The sequence below is a fragment of the Citrobacter sp. HN-141 genome, from assembly GCF_033341895.1.
Taxonomy (GTDB): domain Bacteria; phylum Pseudomonadota; class Gammaproteobacteria; order Enterobacterales; family Enterobacteriaceae; genus Citrobacter.
In genome coordinates this window covers 268,942-282,534 of sequence record NZ_JAWPBF010000004.1, presented here as the reverse complement: position 1 = coordinate 282,534, position 13,593 = coordinate 268,942, and the positions used below count along the sequence as shown (strand labels likewise).

At 56.1% G+C, this 13,593-nt stretch carries 4 protein-coding genes and 1 other RNA gene; all 5 read left to right on the top strand.

Going from position 1 to position 13,593, the window contains the following annotated elements; all coding sequences use genetic code 11:
- Window positions 1–40: 40 nt before the first annotated feature.
- Entirely contained in the window at window positions 41–8,146 is an 8,106-nt protein-coding gene (locus RYZ59_RS07370) for a BapA/Bap/LapF family large adhesin (protein WP_411961644.1), read from the top strand.
- Between the two features lie 101 nt (window positions 8,147–8,247).
- On the top strand, window positions 8,248–9,657 hold the full coding sequence (locus tag RYZ59_RS07365; RefSeq protein WP_318045853.1) for a TolC family outer membrane protein: 1,410 nt from the start codon (window positions 8,248–8,250) through the stop codon (window positions 9,655–9,657).
- Entirely contained in the window at window positions 9,654–11,840 is a 2,187-nt protein-coding gene (locus RYZ59_RS07360) for a type I secretion system permease/ATPase (RefSeq protein ID WP_318045852.1), read from the top strand. The genes RYZ59_RS07365 and RYZ59_RS07360 overlap by 4 nt, the downstream gene beginning before the upstream one ends.
- Window positions 11,841–11,847: 7 nt before the next feature.
- Window positions 11,848–13,011: an HlyD family efflux transporter periplasmic adaptor subunit gene (locus RYZ59_RS07355; RefSeq protein WP_318045881.1), complete on the top strand. Its 1,164-nt coding sequence runs from the start codon at window positions 11,848–11,850 to the stop codon at window positions 13,009–13,011.
- Between the two features lie 72 nt (window positions 13,012–13,083).
- Window positions 13,084–13,447: a transfer-messenger RNA gene (gene ssrA, locus RYZ59_RS07350) on the top strand.
- Window positions 13,448–13,593 lie beyond the last annotated feature (146 nt).

The following is a 13,593-nucleotide window of genomic DNA, read 5'->3' as shown; positions in this document are numbered from 1 at the left end:
TGCCGCGGGTAACGTCGTCACCTCCCCCGTCGCAGTCACCATTACCGTTGACACCCAGCCTCCAGGGGTACCAGCCATTTCAGCCGCCGCCGATGACATCGGAAATGCCCCCGTTGACTTGCCTTCTGGTAGCCGCTCAAACGATAACCTGCCGTTACTGAAGGGGACGGGTGAAGTTGGCTCCACCATCACTATCTACGATGGTGCCACACCGATTGGAACGACCACCGTTGTGGCCGGAGGAACCTGGAGTTTCCCGGTCACCCAGCCACTTAGTGAAGGCTCGCACACATTGTCAGCTATCGCGACAGATGCGGCGGGTAACGCCAGTACCGCCGGAAGTTTCATGCTGACTGTCGATACAACGCCACCCGCGGCCCCGAGCATCACCTCAGCGGAAGGGCTTATTGGCCTGGAAACTAAAGTACTGAGCAATGGCGGCAGCACCAAAAGCGACAACCCTAAACTGTCCGGAACAGGTGAACCGGGTGCGACAATTACGATTTATGATAATGGCGGCCTCGCCGGCACCACTACCGTACAGCCAAACGGCACCTGGACATTTACCCCGACCTCACTTGACGATGGGCCGCATAAATTCACCGCCACGGCGACCGACGATGCGGGCAACACAGGGATCCCATCGGCGGGCTTCACGCTGACGGTGGATAATCTGCCGCCAACGCAACCGCTCCCGCCCACCATAACGGACGACGTCAATCCGATAACCGGGGTCGTGACCAACGGCATGACTAACGACACCACGCCAACGTTCAGCGGCACGGGGAGTGTCGGCGACCTTATTTCCATCTACCTTGGTAATAATCCCGCGCCGTTGGGCACCGCGACGGTGGGCGCAGATGGTAAGTGGAGCTTTACGCCTGACGACCCCATCAATCCAGACAGCTATCAGATTACCATTACTGCAACGGACCCTGCCGGCAACGTCAGCCCGCCATCAAATGCCATCCTTCTGGAGATCGATACAACGCCCTCTGCTCCCCCTGTTATTCTTGCGGTCAATGATAATGTCGGTGGTTTCCAGGGCGATCTTGCGCCTGGCGCAATAACAGATGATACGACGCCAACAATTCGCGGAACCGGCACTGACGGCGACACGATCACGCTGTACAACGGCAGTACGATTATCGGTACCACAACGGTGGTTGGCACCACCTGGAGTATTACTCCTGGGACGGCGCTGGCAAACGGAAGTTATACGCTAACGGCCATTGCAACCGATGCGGCAGGGAACGCCAGTACCCCATCAAACAGCGTCTCGTTTACGGTTAGCAGCACCGTGCTGACCCTACCGCAGGTTACGGATATTGCAGATGACGCGGGTGCCATTATCGGTTCATTGACCAACAATAGCGTCACAGATGACACCACACCAACAATCAGCGGGACCGGTGCGCCGGGCAGTACGGTAGTCATTTTCGATGGTGGTAATCCCATTGCCGAAACCCTCGTTGCAGCGAATGGTAGCTGGAGTATTGAGATTACGCTGACGGGCAATGGCCCGCACACGCTGACGTTCGGCGCCAGGGATAACGCGGGTAATTCCCTGGCGGCAGGGAACCCTGTAATGTTGATACTCGATACGCAGCCTCCCGCCGAGCCAATCGTCACCAATGTTGACCCGAACGGCACGCTGGTGAGCGGGACAGCCGAGCCGGGCAGCACCGTCATCATCAGAAGTGGTACCACGGTACTGGGGCAGGGCATTGCGAATAGCGTTACAGGTGCCTACACCGTCACGATCTCACCCGCACAAACTACGGGGCAGAATCTGAACGCAATCGCCCAGGATCAGGCGGGCAATAGCAGCAACCCTACGCCATTTAACGCGGCCACGTCCAGCATTCCGCATCCGCCAACTCTCGAAATCATTGATGATGTCTCGCCCGTTACAGGGCTGATTGGCAACGGTAAAACCACCAATGACACCTTGCCGTTGTTACAAGGAACCGCCACGGCAGGCGCAACAGTCAAAATTTATCAGGATGGGAATGAAATCGGTACGGTCACCGCCGATGCCGTTTCCGGCGCATGGCACTATCCATTATCCACTCCGCTGACAAACGGCACGACTTACAATTTCACCGTATCGCAAACTGTTGCGAGTATAGACAGTGGCATGTCGCCCAATTACGCCATCACTATCGATACTGCCGCCCCACAAGCCCCTGCGATCACCAGCGTAATTGACGACGTGTTACCGGGTACAGGATCGTTAGATACCGGACAAATTACCAACGATTCACGCCCGACCCTCAATGGAACTGGCGAAGCGGGCGCGACGATCACCCTTTACGATAAAGGTATCGCGATTGGCACAACCACCGTGAGTGGCAGCGGATACTGGAGCTATACCCCGACAGATGGGTTGGGAGAAGGCGAACATATCTTTACCGCCCGCGCAACAGATGCTGCTGGCAACCAGGGCGATCCCTCCAACAGCTTCCGGATTATTGTCGATACGTTAATCCCAAGCGCGCCCTCTATTGTGACGGTCACGGACGACGTCGGTACCCCGCAGTCCCTTACATCCGGACAGCTAACCAACGACAACACCCCAACGCTTACTGGCGTTACCGAGGCCGATTCAGTAGTTACCATTCGCGATAATGGCGCGGTAATTGGCACAACCACCAGCGATGAAAACGGTAACTGGAGCTTTACACCGGCTCCAGCTCTCAGTGAAGGCAATCATTCGTTAACCGCAACCGTCACGGATGGTGCTGGCAATATCAGCCCGGCAAGCCCACCTTTCGTTCTGGTCGTTGATACGCTGCCGCCCGCGGCACCGGGCATTACCTCGGTGATTGACGATCAACCCGGCAACACATCGCTGACTAACGGACAATTGACTAACGATGCACAACCCACGCTGAACGGCAAAGGAGAGATCGGCGCATCTATCACCATCCGCGATAAAGGCGTTGATATTGGTACAACCCAGGTTGATGAGTCCGGCAACTGGAGCTTCACGCCAGATACCCCGCTGACTCAGGGGCAACATATCTTTACCGCCGTTGCCACCGATCAGGCGGGCAATATGGGAGGGGTATCTTCGTCCTTTACCCTCGAACTGGATTCCATCGCCCCGCAGCCCCCTATTATTAGCACGGTGCTGGACAATACGGCCCCCACAACAGGCGCGATAACCAATGGGCAGACGACAAACGAAACACGTCCGGCGCTGAGCGGCACGGGCGAAGTGGGGGCGACCATTACCGTTCTGAGCGATGGTCAACCCATTGGCACCACTACCGTGGGTGCGGGAGGTATCTGGAACTTTACCCCAACGGATGCACTGAGCAACGGACCGCATACATTGACCGTCACCGCGACCGACAGTGCAGGTAACACCAGCCTTGCGTCGAACGGCTTCGGGCTCATCGTTGATACCGCATCGCCGGGTATACCCGTCATTTCTCAGGTCGCAGATGATGTCGGCCCGCTGACAGGTAATCTGAACAACGGCCAGGCCACAAATGATGCGCAACCCACGCTCAGTGGTACGGCAGAAGCCAATTCCACGATCAAAATTTATGACAATGGCACCTATCTCGGTACCGCCCCGGTTGACGCCAATGGAGCCTGGATCTTCACGCCAACAGCTGTACTTGGCAATGGTAACCATGCGCTCACGGTGACCGCCACGGACGCAGCCGGAAACGTCAGTCAATCATCCGCCACATTTAACATCATTGTGGATACCGTTGCTCCGCTTGCCCCCACCATTATCCAGGCCGTCGATGATGTACAGCCCGGCACCGGGACGCTGTCCAGCGGGGCCTGGACCAATGACACCCGTCCGCTGCTCAGTGGCTCAACGGAAGCGAATGCCCGGGTCGCGATTTACGATAACGGCACGCTGCTGGGGACGGTAACCGCCACAATCGATGGGACGTGGGAATATCTGCCCCCCATACTGAGCAACGGCCAACATACATTCACTGCTATCGCCACAGACGCCGCCGGCAATATCGGTGCCACCTCAAGCGGATTTATTATTAATGTCGATACGACCCCACCGCCAATCCCACAACTGATCTCGGTCATAGATGACATCGCAGGCGGTGTTTTCAATGCAGCGCTGAACAACGGGCAGCTAACCAACGATGCCCGCCCAACGCTCAACGGCACCGCCGAAGCCGGTAGCACTGTCAGTATCTATGACGGGAACACTCTGCTTGGTACTGCGCTGGTGCAAAGCAATAATAGCTGGACATTTACCCCGACCACGCCGCTCGCGACCGGGTCCCATACCTTCACCGTGACCGCTACCGATGCGGCAGGCAATACCAGCGGCGCAACACCAGGTTTTACCGTGGTGGTGGACACCGCGGCTCCGGCACAGCCTTCAATAAGTAGCATTATTGATGATGTTGGCCCCAACACCGGTGCGATTGGCAGCAATCAGCCCACCAATGACGCGCGCCCAACCCTGAACGGCTCCGCAGAGGCCAACGCGCGAGTCGATATTTATGATAATGGCAGTTTTGTCACCAGCGTAACGGCTGACAGCACCGGCAACTGGAATTACACGCCGTCCACTGATCTGGCTCAAGGGGTTCATTCGTTTACCATCACGGCGACAGATGCAGCGGGGAATACCAGTGGATTTTCGTCTGCAGCAGCCATTGTGGTCGATACCATCGCCCCTGCTGTTCCAACCGGGCTGGCGGTCAACGCCAATGGTACGGCGTTAACCGGTGTGGCCGAAGCGAACAGTACGGTCATTATCACCTCCGGTAGCGGAACGGTACTCGGCACCACAACAGCAAATGCTTCCGGTAACTTCACCTTTACCCTGAATCCACCGCAAATTAGTGGGCAAACGCTGCAGGTCAGCGCACAGGATGCCGCTGGCAATATCGGCACCGCCGGCAACGTGCTGGCCCCGTTTACCGGTGTTCCTCCCGCGCCGGTGATCTCCAGCGTATTCGATGATGTCGGCACTATCACGGGCCTGGTCACCGCCGGGAAAACCACCAATGATACCCGCCCAACACTGAGCGGAACTGCGCAGGCAAACGCCGTTATCAACCTGTATAACAACGGCACGTTGATGGGTAGCACAACCGCAGACGGGAATGGGATCTGGAGTTTTACGCCAGGCAGCGCCCTGAGTGAAGGCAACCACGCGTTTACCGCCAACGCCACAAATGCCAACGGCTCGAGCGTTTTGTCTGGCTCGTTCAGCGTCATTGTGGATACCACGCCACCGCCCCCCCCTACGATTCTGATTAGCGCCGATGGCGGAACAGTGAGCGGCATTGCCGAAGCCGGCAGTACGGTTACGATATCCCTGCCCGGTGGCGCCAGCGTGACAGCGGTCGCCAACAGTAGTGGGGTCTACAGTGCCACCTTGCCTGTACGCCAGATTGAAGGTCAGTCGTTATCTGCAACGGCAACCGACGCGGCGGGCAACACGTCATCGCCTGCCAGCGTCATCGCGCCGGTACTCCCCCTGCTGGCTGAAGATAATGTCACCCGTTTGCCGCTACAGACTGACGTGATAGTCAGCACTGAGCATCAAAGCGATTACGGTTTCCTGCTGGTGAACGCACTGGGTAGCGTCGCCAACGTGCTGGGTAACGACACGGCAAGTGTTAATTTCAGCATCCAGTCTGGCGGTAGTGGCTCCATCACCATTAACGCTGCGGCGACCGGCATTGTGCTGTCACTATTAAGCTCAATGGAGATTGTTATCCAGCGCTATGACACCGTGCTCAACACCTGGATAACCGTGGTCGATACTTCGAAACCCAATTTCGCCAGTTTGCTGACCATCGGAGCCTCTGGAGTGACGCTCAATTATGATGGGCTGACAGGCGGGGATTATCGCGTGGTCAGCTTCAACACTAACCTGCTGGCGACCGGCGCATACACCAGTCTGGACGTTGCGGTGGTGAAAACCAACGGCGGAACCATCACCGGGGGGACCACAGAATCCGGTAACATCATCACCGATACCGATCCCACTAACGGGCAGGATAACGCCCCTTCCGGCACGCTGGTCACCTCCATCACCGACGGTAACGGCAACGTCGTGAACATCCCGGCGGGCGGTATTGATGTTCAGGGAAAATACGGCATCCTGCATATCAATCAGAATGGTAGCTACACCTATACCCTGACCAATACGTCAATCTCAGTGTATGGGCGCTCCGAAAGCTTCACCTACACACTGACACATGGCAGCGATCACTCCTCGGCAAAACTGGTGGTGACGTTGGGCCTGGCCCCAACCACCAGCACGGTAACGGCAGCAGATGATGTGGCGTCACTGACCTACGGAACCCAGGTGATCGCGGTCGACCACGGCACGTCAAAACAAACTGGCTTCACACTGGCAAATGTCGGCCTGGGTGATGTCCTCGACGTCAGCCTGGTCAACGGGTTGACCAACCCAATCAAATTCAACGTTGATGACGGCGCAACCCGCACGCTGACCGTGCAGGCGAATGTCCTCGGTGTGACGCTTGGCGGCTTTGATCTGTATGTCTACCGCTTCAACGAGGCTATTCAGCAGTATGAACAATATCGGGTGCAGCCAAACTGGGTTACGGCGCTGCTGGGCGGCAGCTCTTCGGCGTATACCATTACCCTACCGGGCGGCGATTATCTGTTCCTGCTTAACGCTTCCGGCGGCCTGACGCTGCTGACCAGCTATACCCTGAATATTCAGGCGGATCATACCTACGCGGTGGACAGTCTCAGCGCGGTAACCAACGGTAATATTCTGGTCAATGACTCGGCTCCGATAAACAGCGTCATCACCGAAGTGAATGGCGTGGCGATTAACGGGACGGGCACCACCAGTATTAACGGACAATACGGCACGCTGACTATCGATGCGAAGGGGAACTATACCTATACCCTGAAAAGTGGACTGGGTGCAGATAGCATCAGCACACCGGACAGTTTCGTCTATACGGTCAAAGCCCCCAATGGCGATACAGGTAGCGCCTCGCTGAACATTACGGCGACCCCGCAGGCGCTGGACGCAGTAAATGACGTCAGCGGCACGATGGCGGTGAGCACCGTTCAGGACTCTGCGGCATACGGAAGCGGTGCGCTGGGCACAGCGACAATTCCAACGCTGGGGAGCAAAGCAACCGGTACAGGTTCGTTTGATATCGCGACAAATGACGTACTGAAAGGCGCCATGCTCAACTTCAGCATCGGCACCCTTATCACCGTCGGTACGCTGGGCGTCACCTGGACCATAACCGGTCCTGACGGATTCTCGCTTTCAGGCTCTGTACCCGCCAGTGCCATCAGCCTGTTAGGCAGTTCAATTTCCGTCTCGCTGGGTAATGCCGAGCTGGCCGCGGGTCATTACAGCATCAGCTTCACAGGAACGATGGGGGGACTGGCCGTTGGCAACGTCAGCATTACGCCGAACGTCACGGGCACGACATGGCACCTCAATACCTGGGACGTTAACACCACGACGGTGAATGGCAATATTTTTGATGGCAGTGATGCCGCTGGCGCGCACGATCAGCTCTCAACCGTCCATACCCAGCTCACTATCACCGGCTTTAACGGCAGTACCGCCACACTCAATCCGACCAGCAGCATCAGTAGCACAACAATTCAGGGTCATTATGGCTCACTGACCATGAATCTGGATGGCTCATACATCTATACGCTGAAGCCGGGTACAACCGTGGCGTCGATGACCAGCAAAGAGACCTTTACCTATACGCTTAACGACCAAAACGGGCATACGGACACCGCGACGCTGACCATCAATATGAACCCACAGATGGCGAGTACCGCGCAGCATGACGTGATCATCGGCTCGGTCTACGGCGATACGCTGATTTATCACCTGCTTAATGCCAGCGATGCAACGGGCGGTAACGGAACAGCAGACACCTGGACCAACTTCTCGCTGGCGCAGGGCGACAAAATCGACATCGGCGACCTGCTGGTAGGCTGGAACGGACAAAATGCCACGCTCGGCAATTATCTCACGGTGACCGCCAGCGGTAACAACACCATCGTTTCCATCGATCGCGACGGTACAGGCAGCACGTACCACACCACTAACCTCGTAACGCTGGAGAACGTACACACCACGCTCGATGAGCTGATCCAACAAAATCACATTGTGACCTGAAACGAACGTCATACCGCTATAACGAGATAACAACAGCCCCGGATGCCATGACGTTCGGGGCAATAACAGTCGTCACTGCCCTATTTTGCAAGGGATAAACTATGAGAAATGTCGCCCCTGTCGCTGTACTGCTGGCATTAACGTTCTGTTCCGTTCGTGCGAATGCCGAAGATGAACCGCAAATTATTACGCCGGAAGGGCTGGCAACCAGTCAGATGCTTCCCTCTCTGGATGGCTCTGTGGCCGATCTACCGCTAAGCGTTGCCGCTCCCGGAAGCCTGACGCTTAACGACGCGGTGAGCCGCGCCGTGAGCTGGCATCCTTCTATTCGTGAATCCATTGGCAAACTGCTCTCGCAAAATGAGCAGATAGACGTGGCGAAAGCGAAATATTATCCGCAAGTTACAGCCGGAATGAACAACGGCTACAGCAATACCTACACCGACCATGGCTTCAGCCCTGCACTGGTCATTTCGGTGTCACAAATGCTGTATGACTTCGGTAAAGTCGCCAGCCAGGTGCGCGCCGAAACCGCCGGTTCGGCGCAACAACAGGCAAACGTGTTACTCAGCATCGATACTGTCGCCCACGCCACCGCCAATGCCATCGTCCAGGTTCAGACATGGCAACAGATGGCGGATGCCGCCGAAGAGCAACTGGTCGCGCTAAACGGTATTGGTCGACTGACCAGAGAACGTAATGATGAAGGGGCGACCTCGCTGTCCGACGTGGTACAAACCGACGCGCGTATTGAGTCTGCTCGTTCACAGCTGGCGCAATATCAGGCCAATCTCGACAGTAGCAAAGCGACATTGATGAGCTATCTCGGCTGGCGCTCACTGAACGGCATCAGCAATGAGTTTCCGGTAAAACTGGACAGCAGTTGCGATGTGGTAAAACCGGAGGATAAGTTGGTTCCTGCCGTGCTGGCGGCCTGGGCACAGGCGAACGTTGCACAGGCCAATCTGGATTACGCCAACGCACAGATGACGCCAACCATTTCCCTGGAGCCATCTGTTCAGCACTATCTCAACGACAAATACCCCAGCCATGAGGTGCTCGACAAAACGCAGTACTCTGCGTGGGTAAAAGTCGAAATGCCGCTGTATCAGGGCGGCGGTCTCACCGCCCGGCGCAACGCCGCCAGCCACGCGGTAGAGTCCGCACAGTACTCTATTCAGCGCACCCGACTTGAAGTACGGCAAAAATTACTGGAATCCCGCAGCCAGGCAATGAGCCTCGCGACTGCATTGCAGATCCTGCGCCGCCAGCAGCGGCTGAGCGAACGCACTCGTGAACTGTATCAACAGCAGTATCTGGATCTCGGCTCACGCCCATTACTCGATGTTCTTAATGCCGAACAGGAAGTATACCAGGCCCGTTTTGCCGAACTCCAGACCCAAAGCCAGCTTCGCCAGCTACAACTGAACTGCCTCTACAACACCGGATCGTTGCGCCAGGCGTTCGCTTTAAATAACCGCAGCATTCAATCGGTGGAGATCCAGCTATGAGCGACGTCGAGCCCGTTGTTGAAGATGCTATTGGCGAACCCGCCCTGAGCCAGTGGGCGCAGGCAGTTACCCACATTGCCAGCCACTATCGCCTCACTTGCTCGCCAGGCGCTATCCAGGCCAACGCCCCATGGTTCGAGGGGAAAAGCAGAACCCTTGCTTTGACGCAATTAGCGCGCCAGGCGGGACTCTCCTTTCATATGCTGGATACCGCAAAGCAGGTACTTAGCCAGTGGCGTTTGCCGGTGGTAGCGGAACTGCACGACGGCCAAATCATGGTGATAGAACATTTCAACGGTGAAGATGCACTGGATGTCTTTATTATTGCCGACGAGGGACAGCGCAACCGGCTGGCGGTGGCTGAGCTTCTGCCAGAAATCCATACTATCACCGCACTGCGCCCGTTATCGGCGTTAAAAGACAGTCGGGTTGATCGCTATATTTCGCGCTTTAAACCCGACTGGATACGCGAGCTGGTTTTACAAGATATCCGCCCTTACCTGCCCGTCATGATTGCTGCATTTCTGATTAATGTCCTGTCACTCTCCGGGATAATCTTTTCAATGCAGGTTTACGACCGGGTGATCCCCGCCCAGTCGTATCCGACTCTCTATGTTCTCTCGACCGGCGTCCTGGTCGCGGTATTGTTTGGCTTTTTGCTTCGCGAAGCACGTACCCACATTATGGATCTACTCGGTAAACGTGCAGATATGCGTATTTCCGATCGCGTGTTCAGCCATGCCCTGCGGTTGCGCAATAGCGCGGTTCCCCGTTCAACAGGGAGTTTTATTTCCCAACTCCGCGAGCTGGAGCAGATCCGGGAGATGATCACCTCCTCAACCATGTCGACCATCGTCGACCTGCCGTTTTTCCTGCTGTTTATTGTCGTACTGGCGTGCATTGCACCACCGCTGGCGTGGATAGCCCCCGTCGCAGCCATTCTGATGATTCTGCCGGGGCTGTTATTACAGAAAAAGCTGGCGGTGCTTGCTAACCAGGCCGCACATGAATCCACTCTGCGCAACGCGGTGCTGGTCGAGAGCGTTCAGGGGCTGGAAGACATCAAGCTAATGCAGGCGGAGAACCGCTTTTTACAGCAATGGAACAGCTATATCCGCATTACTGGCGAGTCCGGACTACGCACACGCAAACTTACCCAGGGGCTGATCGGCTGGGGGATGTCAGTGCAGAGCCTGGTTTACGCCGCCATCATTATGTTCGGTGCGCCCATGGTGATTGAAGGCTCGATGACCACCGGGGCCGTGGTGGCCGCCTCGATGCTCGGATCACGGATGATCGCCCCGATGGCTAACCTGTGTGGTGTACTGGCTCGCTGGCAGCAGGTCAAAGCAGCCAAAATGGGGCTGGACAGCATTATGCAACTTCCCACCGAGACGCAGCACGATGAAGACCGGGTACACCAGGACATCTTCCGCGGCCACTATCTGTTTGAAAATGCACACTTCCGCTACCACAGTGACGACCAGCGCGTACCGTTACGCATCTCGCGCCTGGAAGTGATGCCCGGAGAGCGGATTGCGATTCTCGGGCGTAACGGCGCGGGTAAATCAACCCTGCTACAGGCTATGGCGGGCGGCGTAGAGATTATTCAGGGTGATGTCCGGCTCGATAACCTGAGTCTGGCGCAAATCGATATGGCTGATTTACGCCGCAATATCGGCTTTCTCAGCCAGAACGCGCGGCTTTTTTTCGGTACGTTACGCGAGAATCTGACACTCGGCGCACCGCATACCAGCGACACGCAGATATTCGAAGCGCTGGAGGTCAGTGGCGCATCTGCATTCGTCAAACAACTCGCCAAAGGGCTGGCACACCCCATTATGGAAGGCGGTAATGGGCTTTCCGGCGGGCAGCGACAGTCGATTCTGCTCGCCAGAATGTTACTGCGATCGCCCAATATCGTACTGCTCGACGAACCCAGTGCCTCGCTGGATGAACACACCGAACGGGAATTTATACAACGGTTAAACCAGTGGCTGGGCAACCGCACACTGATTGTCGCCACACATCGCGTTCCGGTTCTGGAGCTGGTCGAGCGCGTGGTGGTGCTCAAAGAAGGTCAGCTGGTCATGGATGCCCCAAAAGCGCAGGCGCTAAATGCAAATCGGGCACCTGCACAGACTCACGGTCGGGAGTGGAAAAATGAAAACCAATCCGCATGACGCCGCCATGGACGACCTCGATATCCGCCGGGAACACCGTTTTTCCGGCGCCAGCCGCATTATTCTGCTCAGCACACTGCTTTTTGCCATCCTGGGGGGATGGGCGTATTTCGGTAAACTGGATGAAGTCTCTACCGGCAGCGGGAAAGTCATCCCCAGCTCGCGTGAACAGATATTGCAGTCGCTTGACGGCGGGATCTTTGCCGAACTCAGCGTGCACGAAGGTGATAAAGTTCAGGCCAACCAGATTGTCGCCCGCCTCGACCCAACGCGTTCTGAATCCAACGTGGGTGAAAGCGCCGCCCGATACCGTGCATCTTTAGCATCCAGCGCCAGACTGAATGCCGAAGTCAACGATTTGCAGCTAACGTTCCCCAGATCGCTACAGGCCTGGCCGGAGCTTATCGCCTCTGAAACCCGGTTATATAAAAGTCGCCGCGCACAGCTTGCCGATTCGATGGTGGAACTACAGGATGCGCTGGTCTCCGTGAACAAAGAACTGGCGATCACCCAACGGCTGGAGAAAAGCGGTGCCGCCAGCCACGTAGAAGTGTTGCGCCTGCAACGACAAAAAAGCGATCTGGGATTAAAAATTACCGACCTGCGCTCACAATATTTCGTGCAGGCGCGGGAAGCGCTGTCAAAAGCTAACGCCGAAGTGGATATGCTGGCGGCTATTTTAAAAGGACGTGAGGATTCCGTCACCCGCCTGACCGTACGTGCGCCGATGCGCGGTATTGTGAAAAACATCCAGGTCACCACCATTGGCGGCGTTATCCCGCCCAACGGCGAGATGATGGAGATTGTACCGCTGGACGATCATCTGCTGATAGAAACCCGCCTGTCGCCGCGTGATATCGCGTTTATCCACCCCGGACAGCGCGCACTGGTGAAGATAACCGCCTATGACTACGCTATTTACGGTGGCCTGGAAGGCGTAGTCGAAACCATCTCACCGGACACCATTCAGGACAAAGTGAAACCGGAAATCTTCTATTACCGCGTGTTTATCCGCACCCATCAGGACTTCTTACAGAACAAACTGGGACGCCATTTCTCCATCGTACCGGGCATGATTGCCACAGTGGATATAAAAACAGGTGAAAAAACCATCGTCGACTATTTAATCAAACCATTTAATCGTGCAAAAGAAGCACTGCGCGAGCGGTAAATCCTTGCGGTTAAGGGGTTGTGGGGGCTGGTCACGCGTGTCACAAGTCTGTTATACTTGCTGCAACACATTGGGGCTGATTCTGGATTCGACGGGATTCGCGAAACCCAAGGTGCATGCCGAGGGGCGGTTGGCCTCGTAAAAAGCCGCAAAAAAATAGTCGCAAACGACGAAAACTACGCTTTAGCAGCTTAATAACCTGCTCTGAGCCCTCTCTCCCTAGCTTCCGCTCTTAAGACGGGGATCAAAGAGAGGTCAAACCCAAAAGAGATCGCGTGGATGCCCTGCCTGGGGTTGAAGCGTTAAAACTAATCAGGCTAGTCTGGTAGTGGCGTGTCTGTCCGCAGGTGCCAGGCGAATGTAAAGACTGACTAAGCATGTAGTACCGAGGATGTAGGAATTTCGGACGCGGGTTCAACTCCCGCCAGCTCCACCAAATCATGATCCGGATACGTCCGGTGAAGTACAGAAAGCCCGCACGGCACAAGCCCTGCGGGCTTTTTTGTGTCTGTCGTTGTCCGAGAACATCCGGCTAAATCCAGAGAAAATTGGTACACGTTTAGGTACACGCTATACTGTGGT

What these genes read in the sequence shown, in the direction of transcription:
- RYZ59_RS07365 (WP_318045853.1), top strand. Translation starts at nt 8,248, where the DNA reads ATGAGAAATGTCGCCCCTGTCGCTGTACTGCTGGCATTAACGTTCTGT.
- RYZ59_RS07360 (WP_318045852.1), top strand. Translation starts at nt 9,654, where the DNA reads ATGAGCGACGTCGAGCCCGTTGTTGAAGATGCTATTGGCGAACCCGCC.
- RYZ59_RS07355 (WP_318045881.1), top strand. Translation starts at nt 11,848, where the DNA reads ATGGACGACCTCGATATCCGCCGGGAACACCGTTTTTCCGGCGCCAGC.